This is a genomic window from Sphingobium sp. FW306-1B-F04DB (assembly GCF_058781925.1).
In genome coordinates, this window is the sequence record NZ_JBYSXE010000001.1 from 94,119 (window position 1) to 118,202 (window position 24,084).

A 24,084-nucleotide genomic window follows, 5' to 3' on the forward strand; every position below is an offset into this window, starting at 1 on the left:
AGGTCGGGATGAGCAGCAAGCCAGCACCCATTCCTTTCGGCAATGACGATGACATCGAAAGCGCGACCATCGCGGGAACGCGCTACTTCAACCGCGAGCTGAGCTGGCTCGCCTTCAACCGCCGCGTGCTCGAGGAAGCGACCAACCGCGCGCATCCGTTGCTCGAGCGGCTGCGCTTCCTCTCGATCTCGGGCAACAATCTCGACGAGTTTTTCATGGTCCGCGTCGCGGGCCTCAAGGGCCAGCAGCTCCAGGACGTCGAACAGCGCTCGGCCGACGGGCTTACCGTCTCGCAGCAACTCGCCGCAATCGCCGAGCAGGCCGATCGCCTGATGGGCGACCAGCAGCGCATCTGGCTCGACATCCGCCAGGAACTCCGCACCGCGGGCATCAACGTACTCGGCGTCGACGAGATCGAAGGCAGCGCCGCCGAATGGGCCGAGACACATTTTCGCGGCCAGATCTTCCCGATCCTGACACCACAGGCGCTCGATCCCGCGCATCCCTTTCCCTTCATCCCCAACAAGGGACTGAGCGTCGTCTTCGACCTCAAGCGCCAGTCGGACGGCGAACCGATCCGCGAATTGCTGATGATTCCGTCGACGCTGCCGCGCTTCGTGCGGATTCCGGGCAAGGATCGCGCGTGTTACGTCTCGATGGAAACGATGCTGCGGCGTTTCTCGGGGCTGCTCTTTCCGGGGTACGAAGTCGTCGGTTCGGGTGCTTTCCGCATCATTCGCGACAGCGATATCGAGATCGAGGAAGAGGCCGAAGACCTCGTCCGCTATTTCCGCAGCGCGATCAAGCGGCGCAGGCGGGGCAGGGTGATCCGCCTCAAACTCGAAAGCGGCATGACCAGCGACGTCGAGAAGCTGGTCAAGGACGAGCTTGGCGGCGAGGATGCGCTGATCACCGAAACCGCGGGTTTTCTCGGCATCGGCGAGCTCGAACAGCTGGTGGATGAGGATCGCCCCGACCTCAAGTTCACGCCCTATTCCCCGCGCTTCCCCGAGCGGATCCGTGAGCATGGCGGAGATTGCTTTGCGGCGATCCGCGCCAAGGACATCGTCGTCCACCACCCCTATGAGACGTTCGATGTCGTGCTGGCCTTTCTCAACCAGGCGGCCGCCGATCCCGACGTCGTCGCGATCAAACAGACGCTCTACCGCGCGGGCAAGCAGTCGGCGGTGATCCGGGCGCTGATCGATGCGGCCGAGGCGGGCAAATCGGTCACCGCGGTGGTCGAATTGAAGGCCCGCTTCGACGAGGAGCAGAACCTGCTCTGGGCCTCGGCGCTCGAACGTGCAGGCGTGCAGGTGGTGTACGGTTTCATCGACTGGAAGACGCACGCCAAGATTTCGATGGTCGTGCGCCGCGAAAGCGGCACCTTCCGTACCTATTGCCACTTCGGTACGGGCAATTATCACCCGATCACCGCGCGCATCTACACCGATCTGAGCTTCTTCACCGCCGATCCGCGCATCGGGCGCGATGCGGCGCAGATATTCAACTACATCACCGGCTATGTCGATCCGAGCCTCGAGGCGGTGACGATGAGCCCCAAGAACCTGCGCCCGCGCCTGTGCGAGCTGATCGACGGCGAGATAGCGAATGCGCGTGAAGGCAAGCCGGGCGCGATCTGGGCGAAGATGAACTCGCTCGTCGATCCCGAGATCATCGAGAAACTTTACGAGGCGAGCAATGCGGGGGTCGAGATCGACCTCATCATCCGCGGCATCTGCTGCCTGCGCCCGGGCGTTCCGGGCATGTCCGACAATATCCGCGTCAAGTCGGTGGTCGGCCGCTTCCTCGAGCACAGTCGCATCTGGGCGTTCGGCAACGGCAAGGAACTGCCCAATGACGGCGCGCAGGTGTTCATCTCTTCCGCCGACTGGATGCCGCGCAATTTCGATCGCCGCGTCGAATACATGCTCAAGATCGAGAACAAGACCGTCCACGATCAGGTGCTCGATCAGGTCATGCTCGCCAACCTGCTCGACAATGAGCAGAGCTGGGAGCTCGACCCGGAGGGCGATTATCACCGTATCGAGCCGGGTGATCGCCCCTTCAACCTGCATCGCTATTTCATGACCAACCCGTCGCTTTCAGGGCGCGGCGCTTCGCTCAGCAATAGCGACGCCGTACCAAAATTGAGCCTCAGGCGGCGGCGCTGAGGCTGGCAAAGACCCGCTGTGAAGTCTAGGGAAGGGCGCATGGCCTCCGTCTCGCCAATCGCGCGTACCCGCGTCCTGTCCCGCGCCGAGCAGAGCGGACGACGCGCGATCATCGATATCGGCTCCAACTCGATCCGTCTCGTCGTCTTTGACGGGCCCGAACGGCTGCCCGCGATCCTGTTCAACGAAAAGGTGATGGCGGGTCTGGGGCGCAACCTGTCGCGCGACGGCATGATCGACGCCGAGGCCGTCGAAACCACGGTCCGCGCGCTGCGCCGCTTTCGCCAGCTGGCGCTCGAAATGGGCGTATCGAGCATGCGTACCGTCGCGACGGCAGCGGTGCGCGAGGCGAAGAACGCGTCCGACCTGCTCGCGCGGATCGACGAACTCGGCATCGAGACCGAGTTGCTCTCGGGCCGGCAGGAAGCCGAAGCCGCGGGGCTCGGCGTGTTGTCGGCGATTCCCGACGCCGACGGCATTGTCGGCGACCTTGGCGGCGGCAGCCTCGAGCTGATCCGCGTGAAGGACGGCGAGACGCACGGCTCTGTGTCGTTACCGCTCGGCGTGCTGCGCATCGCGGCGATCCGCCAGCAGGGCAAGACCGCGCTCAAGACGACGCTCGTCAAGATGCTCAAGAGGCAGGGCTGGCTCAAGGAAGCGCAGGGTCTGCCGTTTTACATGGTGGGGGGGTCGTGGCGCGCGCTGGCGCGACTCGACATGCACCTTTCGGACTATCCGCTGCCGATCATCCACCATTACCGCATGGATCCCGACCGCGCGCAGCATCTCGTCCGCTCGCTTGCCAAGGTCGACCGCAAGAAGCTGCAGGCGCTACCCACGCTCAGCGCATCGCGTATCCCGACGCTGGGCAATGCCGGGCTGCTGCTCTCGGCACTGGTGCGCGAACTCGACAGCAGCGAGCTCATCGTCTCGGCCTCGGGGCTGCGCGAAGGACTGTTGTTCCAGATGCTCGATGCCGAGCAGCGCCGTGCCGATCCGCTGATCGTCGCCGCGCGCGCCGAGGGCGTGCGCGAGGGGCGCTTCCCCGAGCATGGCGACCTGCTCGAAGCGTGGATCGCGCCGCTCTTTGCCGATGAGACGCCCGAAGCCGCGCGGCTGCGCCATGCCGCGTGCCTGCTCGCCGATGTCGCATGGCGCGCGAATCCCGAATTCCGTGCCGAGCGCGGGCTCGAAACGGCGCTGCACGGCAACTGGGTGGGGATCGACGCCACCGGGCGCGCGATGATCGGGCAGGCGCTTGCCACCAGCTTCGGCGTCGGTGCTGCGCCGCTGGCCTATCTGCTGCCGCTCGCCTCGCTCGACGAACTGTATGAGGCGGTGCTCTGGGGGCTCGCGATGCGGCTCGGCCAGCGCTTCAGCGGCGGCGTCGCGGCGCCGCTGCTCGCCAGCGAAATCGCGGTCGAGGACGATGCGCTGGTGCTTGCGATCGAGCGCAGCGAGGTCAGCCTGTATGGAGAAGCGGTCGAACGCCGCCACCGCCAGCTCGCCAATGCGATGGGCCTGCCGCACCGGATGGTGCTCAAGGACTGATCAGCCGCAGCTGATCGTCGTCACCTTCATATTGTCGTCATAGCCGATCGTCAGGCGATCGGGACGAAAATCCATCGTCATCGCCGAGCGCGGCGGGCCCCAGCGCAGCGTCGCTGCGCCGCTCGCCTTGAGCGCGGCCGCGCCGAGTTCGGGGGAAGCGGTCTGGCCGACGAACTGCTGCAGCGCGTCGCCCTTGCACGCCGCCGGGGCTGCGTTGCCGCTGCCGCCGGTATCGTCGCCGCCGGACGCGGTCGTCGCGCAACCGGCGAGCAGGGCGGGCAGGATCATCAGTGGCAGGCGCATGGTCAGTTCTCCTCGACGTCTTCGGCGCGGGTCATCACAAGTTTGCCGTGGCGCACCGCAAAGGCAAGCCGCCCTTCAACCAGCGCCAGCGCGTCGGCGCCGAACTGGTCGTAGCGCCAGCCTTCGAGGATCGAGAGGCCGCTACGCTTGCCCGCGGCAAGCAGTTCGAGGTCCTCGGTCCGCGCAAGAAGACGCGGCGCGACATTGGCGTCGCGCGCGCGGATCTTGAGCAGCAGCTTCAACAGATCGGCGACCAGCGCGCCTTCACGGCCAAGGCCGGGCTTGCGGTCATCGCGCGCGGGCATCTCGGACGCGGGCAGGGGGCCAGCGGCCTCGAGCGCGGCCATCAGGCGCCCGCCGATATCGTTGCCCGCCCAGCTGCCCGATAGTCCGCGAACGCGCGCAAGGTCGCCCTGCGCCCGGGGCGGATGCGCGGCGATATCCGCCAGCGTCTCGTCCTTGACGATGCGGCCGCGCGGCAGGTTCTTGTTCTGCGCCTCGCGCTCGCGCCACGCCGCCAGCGCCTTCAGCCGTCCGAGCACCTCGGACTTGCGACTCGGAATCTTCACGCGCTGCCACATCTCATCGGGCTCGTTCACATAGTTGGAGGGATCGGCGATCCGCTCCATTTCCTGATCGAGCCACTCGCCGCGCCCGGTCTTGCGCAACTTCTCGAGCATCCTGGGGAATATCTTCGCCAGGTGCGTCACGTCGCCGATCGCATATTCGATCTGGCGCTTGTCGAGCGGGCGGCGGCTCCAGTCGGTGAAACGTGCGCCCTTGTCGAGCGCGATGCCCAGCCAGTTGTCGACGAGGTTGGAATAGCCGACCTGATCGCCCTGGCCGAGCGCCATCGCCGCGACCTGCGTGTCGAACATCGGGTGGGGGGTCTTGCCTGTCAGGTTATGGACGATCTCGATATCCTGCCCGCCCGCGTGGAAGACCTTGAGGACATCCTCGTTGTTGACGAGCAGCTCCAGGAGCGGCCCCAGGTCGATGCCGTCGGCCTTGGGATCGATCGCTGCGGCCTCGCTCTCGTCGGCGATCTGGATCAGGCAGAGGTCTGGCCAATAGCTGTTCTCGCGCATGAACTCGGTGTCGACCGCGACAAAGGGCGACCTGGCGAGGCGTTCGCAAAGCTGGGCAAGTGTTTCAGAATCGGTAATCAGTGGATGGATGTGCATCGAAGCCCCTTAGCGCCGACTCGCGGCTTGACAAAGTGGCTTTGCCCCTGTGTTACGCGGCGTTCGATCGCCCAATAGGGGGCCACAGCAGAAAAGAAGAGCTTCATGCACGCCTATCGCACGCACAATTGCGCCGAATTGCGCGCTTCCCATGTCGGGGAAACCGTCCGTATCTCGGGCTGGATTCACCGCAAGCGCGATCATGGCGGACTGCTCTTCGTCGACCTGCGCGATCATTACGGGATCACACAGATCGTCACCGATATCGATTCGGAAGCGTTCAAGACGATCGACGGCGCGCGCGCCGAATCCGTGATCACGGTCACGGGCGAGGTCGTCGCGCGTTCGTCCGAGACGGTGAACCCCAATCTGCCGACGGGCGAGATCGAGCTGCGCGCGCGTGAGGTGACGGTCCAGTCGCAGGCGCAGGAACTGCCGCTCCCCGTCTTCGGCGAGCAGGAATATCCCGAGGATATCCGCCTCAAATACCGCTTCCTCGACCTGCGGCGCGAGCGCATCCACAACAATATCGTGCTGCGTTCCAAGGTCATCGCGTCGATCCGCCAGCGCATGATCGGGCAGGGCTTCACCGAGTTCCAGACGCCGATCCTGACCGCGTCGTCGCCCGAGGGCGCGCGCGACTATCTCGTCCCGAGCCGCGTCCATCCCGGCAAGTTCTACGCGCTGCCGCAGGCGCCGCAGATGTTCAAGCAGCTGCTGATGGTCGCGGGCTTCGACCGCTATTTCCAGATCGCGCCCTGCTTCCGCGACGAGGACGCCCGTGCCGACCGTAGCCCCGGCGAGTTCTACCAGCTCGACTTCGAGATGAGCTTCGTCACGCAGGACGACGTGTTCGCGGCGATCGAACCCGTGCTCCACGGCGTATTCGAGGAATTTGCGGGCGGCCGCAGCGTCACGCCCTATCCGTTCCCGCGGATTCCGTACCGCGAGTCGATGCTGAAATACGGCAACGACAAGCCCGACCTCAGGAACCCGATTGTCATCCAGGACGTGACCGAGCATTTCGTCGGATCGGGCTTCGGCATCTTCGCCAACATCGTTGCCGGCGGCGGCGTGATCCGTGCGATCCCCGCGCCCAAGGCCGGTGAGAAGAGCCGCAAATTCTTCGACGACATGAACGACTGGTCGCGCTCTGAAGGTTTCTCGGGCCTTGGCTATATCAACATCAAGGGCGGTGAGGCCGGCGGCCCGATCGCCAAGAACCATGGTCCCGAGGCCACCGCCAAGCTGATCGAAGCGCTCGGCCTCGGCTCCGATGACGGGGTGTTCTTCGCAGCGGGCAAGGAAGCCGACGCCGCCAGGCTCGCGGGCCTCGCGCGCACGCGCGTCGGCGAACAGCTCGAGCTCATCGACGCCAACCGCTTTGATTTCTGCTGGATCGTCGATTTCCCGATGTTCGAGTTCAACGACGAGCAGAAGAAGATCGATTTCAGCCACAACCCCTTCTCGATGCCGCAGGGCGAGCTCGCGGCGCTCGAGGGCAAGGATCCGCTCGATATCCTCGCCTATCAGTACGACATCGTCTGCAACGGCGTGGAGCTGTCATCGGGCGCGATCCGGAACCACAAGCCCGAGATCATGTACAAGGCGTTCGAGATCGCGGGCTATTCGAAAGACGAGGTCGACACCAATTTCGCGGGCATGATCAACGCGTTCAAGTTTGGCGCACCGCCGCACGGCGGCTCGGCGCCGGGCATTGACCGCATCGTCATGCTGCTGGCCGACGAGCCCAATATCCGCGAGGTCATCGTCTTCCCGATGAACCAGAAGGCCGAGGACCTGATGATGGGCGCGCCGAGCGAGGTCAGCCTCAAGCAGCTCCGCGAGCTCCACATCCGCCTCGTCGAGCCGCAGCAGAAGAGCTGAGGAACTGTCCCGAAAACGCACATTCGTCATGCTGAACTTGTTTCAGCATCCAGGAACACCGTATCCAGCCATCTTGACGCGATCGTGTTCATGGACCCTGAAACAAGTTCAGGGTGACGAAGGAGCCTGACGATGCCCATCGACCTTTCGGATTATGAAAAAGGCGAAAAGTTCGACGGCGACTATGACGAGGCGCTGAAAGCAGCGGAGGAAAGGCTCTCGCAGATCCAGGCCGCCTATATCTGTCGCGCCGCGCGCGCCATCCTCGTCTTTGAAGGATGGGACGCGGCGGGGAAGGGGGGCGCGATCAGCCGCCTGACAGCCGAACTCGATCCGCGCTATTTCGAGGTCTGGCCGATCTGCGCGCCGACCGCCGAGGAAAAGGAACGCCACTTCCTCTGGCGCTTCTGGCAGAGGCTGCCTGGCGCTTCGGATATCAGCATCTTCGATCGCAGCTGGTACGGCCGCGTGCTCGTCGAGCGCGTCGAGGGCTTCGCGACCGAGGCCGAATGGCGGCGCGGCTATGACGAGATCAACGAGTTCGAGGCACAGCAGAAGGACTGCGGCACGACGATCGTCAAATGCTTCCTTCACATCACGCAGGAAGAGCAGGACAGGCGCATCCGCGCGCGACTCGACCATCCGTGGAAGCGCTGGAAAACAGGGCTGGAGGATTTCCGTAACCGTGCGCGCCGCGCCGATTATCTCGACGCGATGCACGAGATGTTCGAGCGCACCGACACGCGCTGGGCGCCATGGACGGTGTTCGACGCCAACAACAAGAAGGCCGCGCGCATCGCGATCCTCAACCATGTCGCGGACAAGCTCGCGGCCAATGTGAGCATGGAGCCGCCGCTGCTCGATCCCGAGGTGCTCAAGGTCGCGGCGAAGCAGATCGGCTATCGCGCTCACTGATCGAATCAATCGATCAAAAGGCAGCGAATAATCTATTGGATGATATGCTGCGTTCGCGTTATCTGCTGCGGCGTCGGGCGGTTCTGCCCGGCATAACACAAGAAAAAAAGTTTTCTGGAGAGTGATTTGGACCCAAGTGGCCCCGATCACGCTCCATGTTGCGATGCAGCCAGTTTTTGAACAAGGAGATATCCACATGGCGCTTACCGTTGGTGACAAGTTCCCGGCCCTGACCGTTCCCGTCCAGCAGGGCACCTCGGCGCTGCCCGCGGGCGAAACGCTCGACCTCGGCAAGACCGACGGCAAGTGGAAGGTCGTGTTCTACTGGCCCAAGGACTTCACCTTCATCTGCCCGACCGAGATCATCGGCTATGGCGAGCTGGTCAAGGACCTCGCTGACCGCGACGCCGTGCTGATCGGCGCGTCGACCGACACCGATTTCGTCCACTTCGCGTGGCGCAAGTCGGACGAGCGCCTGGCCAACTGCGATTTCCCCTGGATCGCGGACAACAAGAAGGAACTGGCTGAAGCGCTCGGCATCGTGGCGAAAGAAGAAGGCGTTGCCTATCGCGCCACCTTCATCGTCGACCCGCACAACGTCATCCAGCACGTGACGGTGAACGGCCTCAACCAGGGCCGCAACCCCGCCGAGGCGATCCGCGTGCTCGACGCGCTGCAGACCGACGAGCTTTGCCCCTGCAACTGGCAGGCGGGCGAAGAGGTCCTGAAGCCGGCCGCCTGATCACGGCTCCGACCTGATCGAAAGGGGCGCGGGGTTCACACGATTCCGCGCCCTTGTTTTATCCACCACCCCACTGTCATTCCCGCGAAAGCGGGAATCCATGAACTCGGACTTTTCCGGACGGAACTGTGTCCCTGGATTCCTGCTTTCGCGGGAATGACAGATGGAAAATCTGGAGAATTACTCATGTCGCTCAAGGAATTCGCGGAAACGCTTCCCGATTTCGCCAAGGATATCCGCCTCAATGTCGGTTCGCTGCTCAATGACGCGGCGCTCGGCGACCAGCGCAAATACGGCCTGTTGCTCGCCACCGCGCACGGCACGGGCTACAAGCCGCTCGTCGACGCCGCAGAAGCCGAGGTCGAGGGCAAGCTTTCGCCCGAGGCCGCCAATGCCGCGCGGGCTGCCGCCGCGATCATGGCGATGAACAATGTCTATTATCGCTTCGTCCACCTCGCCTCGAACAAGGAATATGCGACGCTGCCCGCAAAGCTGCGCATGAACGTGATCGGGAATCCCGGCATCGAAAAGGACGACTTCGAGCTCTTCAGCCTCGCCGTGTCGGCGCAGAATGGCTGCGGGATGTGCATCGACAGCCACGAAAAGGTGCTGCAGCAGCACGGCGTCAACAGCGAGACGATCCAGACCGCCGCGCGCATCGGCGCGGTCATGACCGCGGTGGCCACGATCCATTCGGCTGTCGCGTAATTTCAGCCTCTTTCCTTGTCATTCCCGCTTTCGCGGGGATGACAGGTAAGGGCGGGGATGACCCTCAGGATGCAGGGTAACTGATCGTCAGTATCTCGTACTCGCGCGGCCCCGCGGGGAGCTCGACCCGCCGGACATCACCCACACCAGCACCGCGCAGCGCGCGCGCGATCGGCGCGTTCCAGCCGACCAGACCCTTGCCCGCATCGGCCTCGTCATCGCCGACCAGCGTCAGCGTGCGTTCGCGATCGTCCTCGTCAACGATCGTCACCGTCGCACCGAAGAAGATCCGCGCGCGATCTTCCTGCCGCGCAGGATCGACGACCTTGGCCGCCTTCATCTTCTTCGACAGCCGGTTGAGCGTGCGGTCGATCTCGCGCAGGCGCTTGCGGCCGTAAATATAGTCACCATTCTCCGAGCGATCGCCATTGCCCGCCGCCCAGCTGATCGTCTCGACCAGCTTCGGACGCTCGACCGCGAACAGCGCGTCATATTCGGCGCGCAGTCGCGCAAAGCCCTGCGGGGTGATGTAGTTGGGACGGTCGTTCATGAAAGCCTCATACCGTCATGCTGAACTTGTTTCAGCATCCATGAACACTGCCCCTCGAGAATAATCTCCGCTGCCCGTGTTCATGGACCCTGAATCAGGTTCAGGGTGACGTTCGAGCGCGGCTCACCCCGGCGTCCGCTTGCCGAGATACCAGGAGAGCGGCGTCCGTGCCCCGCGCGAGCGCGCCCTGTCGGGGTGCATCGCGTCATAGACCACCGCGTTTTCGAGCACGCGCTGCACATAGTTGCGCGTCTCGAACAGCGGGATCGCCTCGATCCAGTCGAGGATATCGACGCTGCCCGTGCGCGGGTCGCCATTGGCGGCGAGCCATTTGTTCACATTGCCGGGCCCGGCATTATAGGCGGCCACCGCGAGCGGGTAGCTGCCGCCATAATAGCTCAGCATCCGCCCGAAATAGGTCGATCCCAGCCGGATATTGTAGCTCGGGTCCGTGGTCAGAGCGCCGACGTCATAGCTCATGCCGAGCTTGCCCGCGGTCTCGCGCGCGGTGCCGGGCATCAGCTGCATCAGTCCGCGGGCGCCGGCATGGCTCACCGCCTCGCGGTCGAACTGGCTTTCCTGCCGCGTGATCGCGTGGATCATCGTGAACTGCGTCTCGTGCCCCGACGGCACGCTCACCATCGGAAATCCGGCGCGCACATAGTCATTGTGCCCGTTGAGGCCCGCACTGCGCCCGATCATCACCGCGAGGTCGGGCCGGCGGATCTGTGCTGCCAGCTCGGTTGCGAAACGGTGGTCGAGGTCGCTCTTGGCGTCGGTGGATATCGTCCGCAGGAACAGCGTCTGGTCGCGCCAGTCGTCGATCTCGCCGAGCAGCCTCGCGGCCTTCACGATGCTGCGGTTGAAAAAGGCGTCGCGCTCCGCCGCCGAAGGGGCGATCGTCGCCGCCGGGATCGGCGCGGGGATCGGCCGCCCGAGCCGCTCGAGCGCGAGCTGGCCGTAGAACTGGTCGGGAAAGCCCGAAGCCTGACCGAAATAGCCATTCGCCTCGGCGCTGCGGCCTGCCGCAAGCGCCGCGCGGCCCGCCCAGTAATAGCCCTTGGATTGCGTCTGCGGCGATCGCGCGGCGGTCGCATAGCGACGGAACATGCCGATCGCGTCGGCAGGGCGGCCCACCCGCTGCAGCGCGGTCGTGCCCGCGAGCCACACGAGGCTGGTATAGTCGTCGCGCTCGCCGATCGGGCGGTCGCGGACATCGGTGCCCGGCGGATAGGCGTCGTCGACGCGCGATGCGATGGCGTATGCAAGCTGATACTGTCGGTCATTGGCCGCGCCGCGTGCGTTGGTCAGCAGCGTCTCGTACCACTCCTCGGCGTCAAGCGGCGGCCTGGTGAGGGTGCGCGGACTCGAAAGCAGCGCGCGCGCCGAGGCCACCTGGCTGGTGTTGCGCAGCCAGACCGCGCGATCGACGATATAGCCGGGATCGTTGCGATACTGCGAATCGATCGCGCTCGCCTTGACCGCCGCGTCGGGCGCGCGCGTCTGCATCGCGATCCGCGCATCGAAGAATTGGCGCTTGCCCGCGGAAACAAAGCTCAGCTGGCGGACCGCGCTGCTTGTTGCGCCATCCCAGAGCAGCTTTTCCATGCGCTGATCATGATCGGCCTGGGTCAGCGCCGACGAGAACATGCCGAGGATGCGCGCCTCGTCCTCGGGCGGCAGCGCGCCGCCCAGCCACGCCCGGCGCGCCGCCGCGCGGGCGTCCTCCTGGCGCCCCAATGCCGCGAGCGCCACGGCATTGCGTGCATCGCCCGTCGTCGTCAGCGCGGGCTGGCGCGCGAAATAGGCGACGACCTGCTGCGGAGAATCGCGCATCGGGTCGATCCGGCCCTCGGCGGTCTTGCGCATCGCGCTTTCGCCCGGCCAGCCCGGATTGGCCATCAGGAAGCTGGCATAGGAGGAAAAGGGATAGCTGTCGCTCTGGCGCAGCCGGTTCCATTGCACCACCGCTTCGCCGACCGGATCGCTGCGCGACGGCGGCTGCAACGCGACTGCGCTGCCGTTGATCTGCGCGCGATACCAGCTGCGCTGCTCGGCCGTCAGATTCTGCGCGATTGCGGCGGTGGAAGAAAAGAGCAGCCCCGCTGCGATCAATCGTACAACCATGCTGGACATTCTGGCGGTGCGGTCCTTATCAGGCGCTGAATATGGGAACATTCGTGACATAGCCGTATCTATGACGCGGAATGCCATCGAAATGAAGGAGCAAAGGCATGTTTTCCGGGTCGATACCGGCTCTGGCGACGCCGTTTCGCGACGGTACGTTTGACGAAGCGACGTTCAGGCACTTCATCGACTGGCAGATTTCCGAAGGTTCCAAAGGACTCGTTCCCTGCGGCACGACGGGCGAATCCGCGACCATGACGATCGCGGAGCATAACCGCGTCGTTGCGGTGTGCATCGAACATGCCGATGGCAGGGTGCCGGTGATCGCGGGCTGCGGCTCGAACGACACAATGACCGCGCTTGAGCACATGAAATCGGCGCAGGCGGCGGGTGCGACCGCCGCGCTCGTTGTCGCGCCCTATTACAACCGCCCCAATCGCGAGGGTCTTTACGCGCATTTCGCGTATCTCGCCGAGCGCTGCGACCTTCCGATCATCCTCTACAACGTACCCTCGCGCACCATCACCGACATCGACGTCGAGACGATGGGGCGGCTCGCGGAAATTCCCAGCATCATCGGGGTCAAGGACGCCTGCGGCAATGTCGCGCGCGTGACTGCACAGCGGCTCGCCTGCGGCAGCGATTTCGTGCAGCTGTCGGGTAATGACGACATGGCCTTCGGTTTCATGGCGATGGGCGGGGCGGGATGCATCTCGGTCACCGCCAATGTCGCGCCCCGGCTCTGCGCCGAATTTCAGGCAGCGTGCACCGCGCGCGACTGGGATATCGCGATGGAACTCCAGGACCGGCTTTTCCCCCTCCATGCCGCTTTGTTCAGCGATGCTTCACCGGGGCCAGTGAAATACGCGATCAACCGCCTACATAGGGATTTCGCGGCTGATGTCCGCCTGCCCATGACGCCGCCCTCCGCGGCGAGTCGCGCGGCGGTGGACAAGGCCATGGAGCAACTTGGACTGATCTGATGGCCCGCCCGCGTCCCGCCAGTTTCGAGAAAGTGAAGGTCGTCGCCGAGAACCGGCGCGCGCGCCACGAATATTTTCTCCACGAGTTCTTCGAGGCGGGGATCGCCTTGACCGGCACCGAGGTGAAGTCGCTGCGCTTCGGCGAGGGCTCGATCGCGGAAAGCTATGCCGAGGTGAAGGACAACGAGGTATGGCTGGTCAACGCCAACATCCCAGAGTTCAGCCACGGCAACCGCTTCAACCACGAGCCCAAGCGCCCGCGCAAATTGCTGCTCCACGAACGCGAGATCAACAAGCTGCGCGTCGGCGTCCAGCGCGAGGGGATGACGCTCATCCCGCTCTCGATCTTCTTCAACGGCCGCGGCCGCGCCAAGGTCGAGCTTGCGCTCGCCAAGGGCAAGAAAATGCACGACAAGCGCGAGAGCGAGAAGCAGCGCGACTGGAAGCGCGAACAGGGACGGTTGCTGAGGCAGAATGGCTAGGAGCAAGACCGCGCTGTCCGACTGGATCGGGCGCAACATGCCGCATCGCGACGAGATCCTCCAGAGCCGCTGGCTGCGCCCCTTCGCGCATCGCATCGCGCATTCAGAGCTTTGGCGCTTCACGCGGCGCTCGGTGCCGCGCGGGGTCGCACTCGGCCTGATCGTCGGGATCTTCCTGCTGATTCCCGGCGTCCAGATCATCGGTGTCGCACTGCTCGCGCTGCCCGTTCGCGCCAATATCCCCATCGGCGTTGCGATGACCTTCCTCAGCAACCCCGCGACGACGCCGTTGCTTCTCGGCAGCTCGATCATCGTCGGCAATCGCATGTTCGGACTGCACGCCGATGTCAGCACGCTGAAGCATCTCTGGGCCGAGGGGGCGGGGATCAGCGAATGGATCGCCTGGTTCCTCTCGGATGCCGCACCCGCACTGTTGTGCGGCCTTTTCCTGATCTCGGTGATCGCGGCCGCGATCGGCTATGTTCTCGCGGTCTTCTTCTGGCGACTGTGGATCGGCGCCAAGTGGCGGCGGCGCGGCCACAAGCCGATCGAGCTGTCGACCAACGGGTGACAGCTTTCGACGGGCGGCAATTTGCTTCTGGCGCCCTCGCGGCTAGACATTCTGGTTTCAGTTGCAACAAGGGGAATCATCCATGAAGTCCGCGCTTTTCCTGCTGCTGGCATCGACCACGCTCGCGGGCGCCACGGTCGCGCTCGCCGAAACCGCCGACAATGCGTCGACGACCGCTGTTACCGCGGCAAAGCCCGAGCTGGGCAGCTTCGGCTTCGACGAGAAGGGCATGGATCGCGCCGCCAAGCCCGGCGATGATTTCTACGAATATGCCAATGGCGCATGGGGCAAGGCGACGCCGATCCCCGCCGACCGATCGAACTATGGCATGTTCACGCGCCTCGACGACCTGTCGCGCGAGCGCACGCGCGAGATCCTCGATGCGGTCAAGGCCGACCCGAACAGCAAGATCGGCAACGCCTATACGAGCTTCCTCGACGAAGCCGCGGTCGAAGCCAAGGGTCTTGCCCCGATCAAGCCCTGGCTGGACCAGATCAAGGCGGTGAAGACCAAGGCTGGCTATGCCACGCTCGTCGGCCAGGCCGATCGCAACGGCGTCAGCGGCCCTATCGGCGGCTTTATCGGGCAGGACGACAAGAGCCCCGAAAATTACGCGCTCACCATGTTCCAGTCGGGCCTCGGCATGCCCGACCGCGACTATTATCTGAGCACCGACAAGAAGCTCGCCGACACGCGCGCGGCCTATCTGGCGCATATCGAAAAGGTGCTGACGCTGGCGGGCGAGCCCGATGCCGCGGGGCGCGCCAGGGCGCTGCTCGCCTTCGAAACCGAGATCGCCAAGGTCCACTGGACCAAGATCGACAGCCGCGACGCGACCAAGACCTATAACAAGATGACGGTCGCGGCGCTCGCCAAGGATGCGCCGGGCTTCGACTTCCCCGCCTATTTCAAGGCGACGGGCATCAATATCGACTCGCTTGTCGTCGCGCAGCCGAGCGCGGTGAAGGGCATCGCCGGGCTCGTCGGCAGCGCCGATCTCGCGGTGCTCAAGGATGCGATGATCGTCCGCTCGCTCGACGGCTATGCGAACTACCTGCCCAAGGCGTTCAGCGACGAGGCCTTCGCCTTCTACGGCACGACGCTTTCGGGCACGCCGCAGATCGAGCCGCGCTGGAAGCGCGGCGTGAGCTTCGTCACCGACAATCTCGGCGACGAGGTCAGCAAGCTCTACGTCCAGCGCTATTTCCCGCCCGAGACCAAGGCCGCGGCCGACGCGCTGGTCAAGAACGTCATCGCGGCGATGGACAAGCGCATCCAGGGTCTCGTCTGGATGGCGCCCGAGACCAAGGTCAAGGCGCGCGCCAAGCTCGCCGCCTTCACCCCCAAGATCGGCTATCCCGACAAGTGGCGCGATTTCGCGGGGCTCGAGATCAAGCGCGACGACCTGTTCGGCAACGCGGTCCGTTCGGCCAATTTCCAGCACGCGTACAGCATCGGCAAGCTCGGCAAGCCGATCTATCGCTGGGAATGGGGCATGACGCCGATGGAGGTGAATGCCTATGCCAATTTCTCGATGAACGAGATCGTCTTCCCCGCCGCGATCCTTCAGCCGCCCTTCTTCGATCCGCACGCCGACCCGGCGGTGAACTATGGCGGCATCGGCGCGGTGATCGGGCACGAGATCAGCCATCATTTCGACGATCAGGGCAGCAAGTACGATGCCACCGGCACGCTCACCGACTGGTGGACCGAGGAGGACGTCACGAAGTTCAACGCGCTCACCGCGGAGCTGGTGGCGCAGTATGATGCCTATGCGCCGCTGCCCGGCGAACATGTGAAGGGCCAGCTCACCCTGGGCGAGAACATCGCTGACCTTGCCGGCCTCACCGTGGCGTACGAGGCCTACAAGACCTCGCTCGGCGGCAAGCCCGCGCCCGTGATCGACGGCTTCACCGGCGACCAGCGCTTCTATCTGGGCTGGGCGCAGGTCTGGCGCCGCAACTATCGCGAGGCAAACCTGCGCCAGCGGCTGCTGACCGATCCGCACTCGCCCTCGGCGCAGCGCACCTGGGTCGTCCGCAACCTCGATCCCTGGTACGGCGCGTACAAGCCCGACGCCGCGGCGAAGCTCTATCTCTCGCAGGACAAGCGTGTCCGCATCTGGTAGCGCTTGACGGCAATCGGAGCGGCGGCGAAGAGGGCAGTTGCCCATGAACGCAACGCCGCTCCAAGCCCTCATCGAAGACGCCGCGCCGCGCCCTACGCCGCTGGCGCCGCGCGCGGGGGATCGCTGGCTTCTGCTGATCGTCGGCGCTGCGGCGTTGCTCTCTGCGTTGCTGATCCTGTGGGCCAGCCACAATCTCGCCATGGCTGCCGGGTTTGCGGCGACGATCGTGCTCGCCGCGACGCTGATGCTCGTTTTCCGGCGGCTTTATCCGCCCTATCAGCCCGCCGAAGGCACGATCGATTGGTCGCTGACGCGCGAGGCCGCGGACAATGACGGTACCGCGATCGCGATCACCGATCGCGCGGGCCGGCTGGCATGCGCCAATGACCTGTTCGGGGCATGGTTCCAGGGTTTCGCCACGCCGCCCGGCCTTCCGCTCAGCCCGTCGGGTGTGGCACAGCTGACCGCCGCAGGGCGCGACGCCTGGCGCGACGGGCAGGCCGATGTCGACCTGATCGAATACAATGGCGCGCGCTTTTCCGTGCGTGTCCTGCGCTCGGGGCAGGCCGAGGACCATCTGCTGTGGCGCTTTCGTCGCCATCGTACCGTCGACCTGCGCACCGAGGCACGGCGGCTGATCGAGGGCGAGGGGGGCGACCGGCTCGGCGAGGCGGGGATCATGGTAGCGCTGGTCGGGGGCGAGGGGCGAATCCGCGCCACCAACCGCGCCTTTGTCGCGCGCGCCGCGGGCCGCGCCGATGCGCCGATCGAAGGCCGCGACTTCGTGACCTTGCTGGTCTCGGATCGTGAGGGCGTGATCCGCTTCGCCGAAGAGGGGGCCAAGGGCACCGCGCTGCGCCTGCTTCAGATGCCGCTCGAGGCGGGGGCGATCGACAGCCCCACCTTGCTCTTCCTCATCGACGACGAATATGCGGTGTCGGGCCGGATCGGCGGCCCCGGCGGCACGGGAAGTCATCTCCAGACCTTGCTCTCGATGCTCCCGCTCGGGCTCGCGCTCACCGATCGCGACGGTCGCTTCCTTTTCCTCAACGATGCCTTTGCGCGTGCGGCTGCGATCGAGGACGGTACCATGCCCGTCTATCCAGGCGACCTCGTGGTGCGCGAGGACAAGGCCGCGGTGGCCGATACCGTCCGTCGTTTCGGAGCGGGGCAACAGGCGCTGTCGGGGGATATCGCGGTACGCCTGAGGAACAATCCCGAGGAGCCCGTGGCGCTGACCATCGCGGGCGCGCGCGGGCTGGGCGAGGCCGCGGTGCTGCTCTCGCTCAAGGACACCAGCGAGGAATCGAAGCTCAAGCGCCAGGCGGAACAAGCGACCAAGATGCAGGCGGTGGGCCAGCTCGCGGGCGGCGTAGCACACGACTTCAACAACATCCTCACAGCGATCATCGGGCACTGCGACCTGATGCTGATGCGTCATGCGCCCGGCGACAGCGACTATGACGATATCCAGCAGATCAGGAACAACTCCAACCGCGCCGCCAGCCTGACCCGCCAGCTGCTGGCCTTTTCGCGCCAGCAGACGCTGCGCCCGCAAGTGCTCCAGCTGCCCGATGTCATCTCCGAGGTTTCCAACCTGCTCAAGCGGCTTTTGGGCGAGACCGTGATTCTCAATGTGAGCCATGGCCGCAATCTCGGCGCGGTGCGCGCCGACCCGGGCCAGCTCGAACAGGTGATCGTCAACCTCGTCGTCAATGCGCGCGACGCGATGCCCAAGGGCGGCAGCGTGACGATCCAGACCTATGCGGTGCCCGCGCGCGAGGTCCGCCAGATGGGCAGCGAGATCCTGCCGATCGTCGACTATACCGCGCTCAAGATCAGCGACACGGGCACGGGCATTGCGCAAGACCTGCTCCCCAAGATCTTCGAACCCTTCTTCACCACCAAGGAAGTCGGCAAGGGCACCGGGCTCGGCCTGTCGACCGTCTACGGTATCGTCAAGCAATCGGGCGGCTTCATCTTCGCCGATTCGCGCTTGGGGGAAGGGACGAGCTTCATCATTTACCTGCCCGTCCACCATGCCGAGGAAAAGGTGGAGACGGGCACCGCGCCAAAGGTCAAGCAGGGTGAGCTGTGGGGCAGCGGCACGATCCTGCTCGTCGAGGACGAGGATATGGTTCGCGCGGTCGCCGAACGCGCGCTGACGCGCCACGGCTATACCGTGCTCACCGCCACCAATGGCGAGGAGGCGCTCGAGATGCTCGGCAACGGCGTGGAGATCGACCTGCTGATCTCCGACGTCGTCATGCCGACGATGGACGGGCCGACCATGGTGCGTCAGGCGCGCAAGACGTGGCCCGATCTCAAGATCCTGTTCATGTCGGGCTATGCCGAGGAGCAACTGCGCAAATCGATCGACCTCGATCGCGTCGCGTTCCTGCCCAAGCCCTTCTCGGTGCATCAGCTTGCCGAGGCGACGCGCGCGGCGATCGGGACCAAATAGCGCGCACTCAAGGCAAAACGCATTCGCGGTCAAATAATTCGCTTTGCCCGAACGTTGCCGCTGCTATTGAGGCCGGCATGACCACGCCCATGCGTATCCTGATCGTCGAGGACGAGCCACTCATCGCGATGATGCTGGAAGATTTTATCGAAGCGCTGGGGCATCAGCGCGCGGGCACCGCGGATTCGGTCGCGACCGCTTTGCCGCTCGTCAACCAGGGCAGCTTCGATGCGGTCATCCTCGATGTGAACCTGCGCGGGGGCGAACTGTGCTGGCCGCTGGCCGACAAGCTCGCCGAGAACGGCAAGCCTTATCTGCTGGCGAGCGGGGGGCAGACCGAGGCGATGCCGGGTGCGCATGCCGAAGCGCCTGTGCTGGCCAAGCCTTTCACCATGGACGGCGTCCGCGCCGCGCTCGACCGTCTGGCCGCATAATTCCAGACACCACTCTCGATGTCATTCCCGCGGAAGCGGGAATCCAAACGGTTTTCGTGAAGCACGAGGCGGATTGAAGCATCGCGTGGATTTCCGCTTCCGCGGGAATGACAGGAAGGAAATGGGGCAGAATCCTCCTTTTCGTTCCACTCTTGTTCTCGTGGAACAAATGCTGTACGAACTGCTCCTGCGTTGAACCGAACGGGTGTTCGATCTACGAGAGGAAGCGGCCATGTCGGCACAATTGAAGCTCATCGATTCCGATAAGAAGACGGGGAATATGGACAGGCAAAAGGCTCTCGAAGCGGCACTCGCGCAGATCGATCGCGCGTTCGGCAAAGGCTCGGCGATGAAGCTGGGCTCGCGCGAGGCGATGGAAATCGAGGCGATCTCGACGGGCTCGCTCGGGCTCGACATCGCGCTGGGCATCGGTGGCTTGCCGCGCGGCCGCGTGGTCGAAGTTTACGGACCGGAAAGCTCGGGCAAGACGACGCTTGCGCTCCATGTCATTGCAGAGGCCCAGAAAATGGGCGGCACCGCGGCTTTCGTCGATGCCGAGCATGCGCTCGATCCGGTTTACGCCAAGAAGCTCGGGGTCGATATCGACGAACTGATCGTGTCGCAGCCCGATACGGGGGAACAGGCGCTCGAAATCGTCGATACGCTCGTCCGCTCCAACGCGATCGACGTTCTCGTCGTCGATTCGGTTGCGGCACTGGTGCCGCGCGCCGAGATCGAGGGCGAGATGGGCGACAGCCATGTCGGCCTGCAGGCGCGCCTGATGTCGCAGTCGCTGCGCAAGCTGACCGGCTCGATCAGCCGTTCGCGCTGCATCGTCATCTTCATCAACCAGCTCCGCATGAAGATCGGCGTGATGTACGGCAATCCCGAGACGACGACGGGTGGCAACGCGCTCAAATTCTACGCCTCGGTCCGTCTCGACATTCGCCGCACCGGCCAGATCAAGGACCGCGACGAAATCACGGGCAACACGACGCGCGTGAAGGTCGTCAAGAACAAGGTCGCGCCGCCCTTCAAGCAGGTCGAGTTCGACATCATGTATGGCGCCGGCATTTCCAAGATCGGCGAGATTCTCGATCTCGGCGTGAAGGCCGGACTCGTCGAGAAATCGGGCGCGTGGTTCTCCTATGATTCGATCCGGATCGGCCAGGGCCGGGAGAACGCCAAGACCTATCTCAAGGAAAATCCCGAGGTCGCAGACCGCCTCGAAAAGGCGATCCGCGCGCGCACCGACGCGGTCGCCGAGGAAATGATGGCCGGACCCGATGCGGAGGATGACGGCGAACTCTGATCGTACTTCCCGGAAAAGTGGGTACCGGTTTTCCCGCCAGGAAGTACGCATAGGCGCCGCGCCTACGCATCAAGCACCCAAGGGGCCCGTCGCGCGTCGGCGGGCCCTTTCCGTTTGAGCTGGCGTGATTTTCTTTCACGATTCAAGGGAAAGGTGCGAACATGAGCACGGACATCGATGGAGAGCGCCTGTGACGATTATCGTGCACCACCTCGAAAATTCCCGCTCGCAACGCGTGCTCTGGATGCTCGAGGAGGTCGAGTTGCCTTATGAGATCCGCCACTACAAGCGTGACCCCAAGACGATGCTCGCGCCGCCCGAACTCAAGAAGGTCCATCCGCTCGGCAAGTCGCCCGCGATCGAGGATGGCGATCGCATCGTCGTCGAAACGGGCGCGATCGTCGAGTATCTGGTCGAGCGCGCCGACGGCAAACTGGGGCCGCCGCCACATCGCGACGATATCCTGCGCTATCGCCACTTCATCCATTATGCCGAGGGGTCGCTGATGCCCCCGCTGCTCGTCATGCTCGTCATCAACCGCATGGGTATCCTCGGCAAGCCAGCGCGCCCGCGCATCCAGGCAATGATCGACACGCATCTCGACTGGCTCGAATCCGAACTCGCGACGCGCGAATGGTTCGCGGGCAACGCGTTCACGGCGGCGGACGTCATGATGAGCTTTCCGCTGGAGGCCGCGCGTCAGCGTGCGGGGCTGTCGAAGCAGCGCCCCCATCTGAATGGCTGGATCGAGCGCATCCATGCGCGCCCCGCCTACAAGGCGGCGCTCAAAAAGGGCGGACCCTACGCCTTCGCCTGACCCGATGCGGCGGCGGGCACGGGAACAGCATCGCAATCAGGGGGTTAGAACCGTTGGGGAGGAGTAACGATGTCCCTCCAGCTGAAGATGCTCATCGGCTTTCTGGTCGGCCTCGTTGCGGGGCTGGTCGTCCATATGACCGCGCCCGATGCGCCCTGGCTCGAGGTCGTCACGACCTATGTGACGCAACCCATCGGCCAGATCTTCCTCCGGCTGCTGTTCATGCTCGTCATCCCGCTCATCTTTTCGGCGCTGGTGATGGGGATTGCCGAGATGGGCGACATCACCGCGCTCAAGCGAATCGGCGTCAAGACGCTCGTGATCACCATATTCGTCTCGACGGTCGCGGTCCTGCTCGCGCTGACGGTCGTCAACCTGCTCAGGCCCGGCGCGGGTGTCGATCCTGCGCTGGCGCAGATGCTGCTGGTGGATGCGCGCGACGGCGCCCAGGCGATCGTCGCGGGGGGCAGGGAGGCGCCGACCGGGATCGACGCGGTGCTCAACATCATCCCCAGCAACGTCGTCACCGCGATGTCGCAGAACGACATCCTCGCGGTGATGTTCTTCGCGCTGATGTTCGGCGTCGGGCTGCTCCTCGTCCGGACCCCCGCTGCGGAACAGCTCCGGCGCGTGATCGAGGGCATGTTCGACGTCACGATGCGGCTGATCGGCCTCGTCATCCGGCTCGCGCCCTATGCGGTCGCCTGCTTCATGTTCAACCTCGCCGCGATCTTCGGCTGGGATCTGCTCGAGCGCCTTGGCGCCTATGTCGGCGTCGTGCTGCTCGCGCTCGGGCTCCAGATGTTCGTCGTTTATCCGCTGATGCTGCGCATCGTCGGGGGCATGTCTCCGCTCTTCTTCTTCCGCGGTGTCCAGGAGGCGATGGTGATGGCCTTTTCGACCGCCTCGTCCAACGCCACGCTGCCCACCGCGCTGCGCGTCGCCGAGACCAATCTCGGCTTGCCGCCGCGCGTGTCGCGCTTCGTGCTCACGATCGGCGCCACTGCCAACCAGAATGGCACCGCGATGTTCGAAGGCATCACCGTGCTCTTCCTCGCGCAGTTCTTCGGCGTAGAACTGACGCTCGCGCAACAGGCCACGGTGCTGTTCATCTGCATCCTCGGCGGCATCGGCACGGCAGGCGTGCCCGCGGGCTCGCTGCCCGTGATCGCGCTGATCCTCGGCATGGTCGGCGTGCCCCCCGAAGGCATCGGCCTCGTACTCGGCGTCGACCGTTTTCTCGACATGTGCCGCACCACGCTCAACGTGACGGGTGACCTCGCCATCGCCGCGGTCGTCTCGCGCGGCGAGGCGACCGAACGGCAACTGGCCTGATCAGGCGCGGAACGAGTCGGGCACCGCGTCGTCGGGCGTTTCGGGCGCATGCAGGATGCTGTGCGACGACGGCGCGTGCGGCGGCTCGATCTCGGCGGGCTCGAGCGGGTCGAGCTTGCCTTCCCATTTCGCCACCACCACGCTCGCCACCGCATTGCCGACGACATTGGTCGCCGAACGCCCCATGTCGAGGAAATGGTCGACCGCGAGGATCAGCAGCAACCCGGCCTCGGGAATGTCGAACAGCGCGAGCGTTGCCGAAATCACGACGAGGCTGGCGCGCGGCACGCCCGCCACGCCCTTGGACGTGATCATCAGCACCAGGAGCATCGTGATCTCCTGGCCCAGCGTCAGGTCGATGCCATAGGCCTGCGCGATGAAGATCGTCGCAAAGGTCATGTAGATCATCGAACCGTCGAGGTTGAACGAATAGCCCAGCGGCAGCACAAAGCTCGCGATCTTGGGCGGCACGCCGAAACGGTCGAGCGCCTCGAGCGTGCGCGGATAGGCGGCCTCGGACGATGCGGTCGAAAAGGCGAGCAGGATCGGCTCGCGGATATAGCGCAGCAGCAATGTCGTCCGCTTGCCGACGATCAGGAACGCCGCGCTGATCAGCAGGATCCAGAGCACGATCATGCCGATGTAGAAGCTGCCCATGAAATAGGCGAGGTCGCCGAGGATCGCGGGGCCGCGTTCGGTGAGCGTGCCCGCGACCGCCGCGAACACCGCGAAGGGCGCGAATCGCATCACATAGTCGGTGATCTGGAGCATGACCTGCACCAGCGCCTCTATGCCCCTCACGAGCGGCTTGCCCTTTTCGCCGACCGCGGTGATCGCGACGCCGACGAACAGCGAGAACACCACGATCTGCAGGATCTCGTTCTTCCCCATCGCGTCGATCATCGAGGCGGGGAAGATATGGGCGATGAATTCCTTGAGGTTGAAGCCCGCGCGCTCGACGCCGCTCGTCGCATCGACCGGTGGCAGCGGGAAATCGAGCCCGACGCCGGGCTGCAGGAAGTTTACCAAGATCAGGCCGAGTGTCAGCGAGACGAGGCTCGCGCTCATGAACCAGAGCAGCGACTTCAGGCCGACGCGCCCGAGCGCCGATGTGTCGCCCATATGGACGATGCCGATGACGAGCGTGGAAAACACCAGCGGCGCGATGATCATCTTGATCAGACGCAGAAAAATGGTCGTCACGATCGAGAAATAGCCTGCGATCTCGCTAAGCCGCGCCGTCGCTTGGGGCGACCCGTCACCGATCGCGGCGTTGAGCCCCCAGCCGCACAGGATGCCGAGCACGAGCCCGGCCAGAATAAAGTAAGTCAGGCGTTTCGCCACAGGCGCATCCCCCCAATTTGGTTGGCGCCTAACAAGAGGATTGCCGCCGCCGGGTCAAGCGCGCGCTGGACCC

At 64.6% G+C, this 24,084-nt stretch carries 20 protein-coding genes; 15 read left to right on the forward strand and 5 right to left on the reverse strand.

Translation table 11 applies throughout. The annotated features are described in order from the left end of the window. Positions 1-8 precede the first annotated feature (8 nt). Positions 9-2,174 carry an RNA degradosome polyphosphate kinase gene (locus AC3WJD_RS00470; RefSeq protein ID WP_492743494.1) on the forward strand — a complete coding sequence of 722 codons (2,166 nt, stop codon included), beginning with the start codon at positions 9-11 and terminating at the stop codon, positions 2,172-2,174. 39 nt (positions 2,175-2,213) lie between these two features. After that, a complete protein-coding gene (locus AC3WJD_RS00475; protein WP_492743496.1) occupies positions 2,214-3,725 on the forward strand; it encodes a Ppx/GppA phosphatase family protein in 1,512 nt (503 codons plus the stop codon). Here AC3WJD_RS00475 and AC3WJD_RS00480 read toward each other — a convergent pair whose 3' ends face one another. Both AC3WJD_RS00480 and rnd read right to left on the reverse strand, forming a co-directional pair. Next, positions 3,726-4,028, reverse strand: coding sequence for an I78 family peptidase inhibitor (locus tag AC3WJD_RS00480; RefSeq protein ID WP_492743498.1), 303 nt, complete (start codon positions 4,026-4,028; stop codon positions 3,726-3,728). It lies immediately after the preceding gene. A gap of 2 nt (positions 4,029-4,030) precedes the next feature. Beyond that, on the reverse strand, positions 4,031-5,212 hold the full coding sequence (gene rnd, locus AC3WJD_RS00485; protein ID WP_492743500.1) for a ribonuclease D: 1,182 nt from the start codon (positions 5,210-5,212) through the stop codon (positions 4,031-4,033). A 105-nt stretch (positions 5,213-5,317) separates the two neighbouring features. Between rnd and aspS the strand changes: the two genes are divergently transcribed. The 4 genes from aspS (at position 5,318) to ahpD (ending at position 9,464) form a co-directional block, all read left to right on the forward strand. Then, positions 5,318-7,099 (forward strand): aspartate--tRNA ligase, encoded by a 1,782-nt coding sequence (gene aspS, locus AC3WJD_RS00490; RefSeq protein ID WP_492743502.1) that lies wholly within the window; start codon positions 5,318-5,320, stop codon positions 7,097-7,099. 132 nt (positions 7,100-7,231) lie between these two features. Then, positions 7,232-8,014 (forward strand): polyphosphate kinase 2 family protein, encoded by a 783-nt coding sequence (locus AC3WJD_RS00495; protein WP_492743503.1) that lies wholly within the window; start codon positions 7,232-7,234, stop codon positions 8,012-8,014. A gap of 196 nt (positions 8,015-8,210) precedes the next feature. Further along, complete coding sequence (locus AC3WJD_RS00500; protein ID WP_492743505.1) at positions 8,211-8,756, forward strand: peroxiredoxin; 546 nt, start codon at positions 8,211-8,213, stop codon at positions 8,754-8,756. A gap of 186 nt (positions 8,757-8,942) precedes the next feature. Beyond that, positions 8,943-9,464, forward strand: coding sequence for an alkylhydroperoxidase, AhpD family (ahpD, locus tag AC3WJD_RS00505; protein ID WP_492743507.1), 522 nt, complete (start codon positions 8,943-8,945; stop codon positions 9,462-9,464). Positions 9,465-9,528: 64 nt separating this feature from the next. On the opposite strand, the gene greB is transcribed toward ahpD, so the two are convergent. Both greB and AC3WJD_RS00515 read right to left on the reverse strand, forming a co-directional pair. Continuing rightward, on the reverse strand, positions 9,529-10,014 hold the full coding sequence (greB, locus tag AC3WJD_RS00510) for a transcription elongation factor GreB (RefSeq protein WP_492743509.1): 486 nt from the start codon (positions 10,012-10,014) through the stop codon (positions 9,529-9,531). 123 nt (positions 10,015-10,137) lie between these two features. Next, positions 10,138-12,150 (reverse strand): lytic transglycosylase domain-containing protein, encoded by a 2,013-nt coding sequence (locus AC3WJD_RS00515; protein ID WP_492743511.1) that lies wholly within the window; start codon positions 12,148-12,150, stop codon positions 10,138-10,140. Between the two features lie 98 nt (positions 12,151-12,248). Here AC3WJD_RS00515 and dapA point away from each other — a divergent pair, with 98 nt between their 5' ends. The 9 genes from dapA to AC3WJD_RS00560 all read left to right on the forward strand — a co-directional run bounded on the left by dapA (position 12,249) and on the right by AC3WJD_RS00560 (position 22,667). Further along, positions 12,249-13,124 carry a 4-hydroxy-tetrahydrodipicolinate synthase gene (dapA, locus tag AC3WJD_RS00520; protein ID WP_492743513.1) on the forward strand — a complete coding sequence of 292 codons (876 nt, stop codon included), beginning with the start codon at positions 12,249-12,251 and terminating at the stop codon, positions 13,122-13,124. Then, positions 13,124-13,606 (forward strand): SsrA-binding protein SmpB, encoded by a 483-nt coding sequence (gene smpB, locus AC3WJD_RS00525; RefSeq protein WP_492743515.1) that lies wholly within the window; start codon positions 13,124-13,126, stop codon positions 13,604-13,606. Before dapA ends, smpB begins: the two co-directional genes overlap by 1 nt. After that, positions 13,599-14,177, forward strand: a complete 579-nt coding sequence (locus AC3WJD_RS00530; protein ID WP_492743517.1) for a DUF2062 domain-containing protein — start codon at positions 13,599-13,601, stop codon at positions 14,175-14,177. Before smpB ends, AC3WJD_RS00530 begins: the two co-directional genes overlap by 8 nt. Positions 14,178-14,259: 82 nt before the next feature. Continuing rightward, entirely contained in the window at positions 14,260-16,305 is a 2,046-nt protein-coding gene (locus tag AC3WJD_RS00535) for a M13 family metallopeptidase (RefSeq protein ID WP_492743519.1), read from the forward strand. Positions 16,306-16,348: 43 nt separating this feature from the next. Next, positions 16,349-18,769, forward strand: a complete 2,421-nt coding sequence (locus AC3WJD_RS00540; protein WP_492743521.1) for a hybrid sensor histidine kinase/response regulator — start codon at positions 16,349-16,351, stop codon at positions 18,767-18,769. A gap of 77 nt (positions 18,770-18,846) precedes the next feature. Next, a complete protein-coding gene (locus AC3WJD_RS00545) occupies positions 18,847-19,203 on the forward strand; it encodes a response regulator (RefSeq protein WP_492743523.1) in 357 nt (118 codons plus the stop codon). A gap of 232 nt (positions 19,204-19,435) precedes the next feature. After that, entirely contained in the window at positions 19,436-20,515 is a 1,080-nt protein-coding gene (gene recA, locus AC3WJD_RS00550) for a recombinase RecA (RefSeq protein WP_492743525.1), read from the forward strand. A 190-nt stretch (positions 20,516-20,705) separates the two neighbouring features. Continuing rightward, positions 20,706-21,332 (forward strand): glutathione S-transferase family protein, encoded by a 627-nt coding sequence (locus tag AC3WJD_RS00555; RefSeq protein WP_492743526.1) that lies wholly within the window; start codon positions 20,706-20,708, stop codon positions 21,330-21,332. A gap of 69 nt (positions 21,333-21,401) precedes the next feature. Beyond that, positions 21,402-22,667 (forward strand): dicarboxylate/amino acid:cation symporter, encoded by a 1,266-nt coding sequence (locus tag AC3WJD_RS00560; RefSeq protein ID WP_492743528.1) that lies wholly within the window; start codon positions 21,402-21,404, stop codon positions 22,665-22,667. Here the strand turns inward: AC3WJD_RS00560 and AC3WJD_RS00565 are convergent, their stop codons facing one another. Then, a complete protein-coding gene (locus AC3WJD_RS00565) occupies positions 22,668-24,011 on the reverse strand; it encodes a dicarboxylate/amino acid:cation symporter (RefSeq protein WP_492743529.1) in 1,344 nt (447 codons plus the stop codon). Between the last annotated feature and the right edge of the window lie 73 nt (positions 24,012-24,084).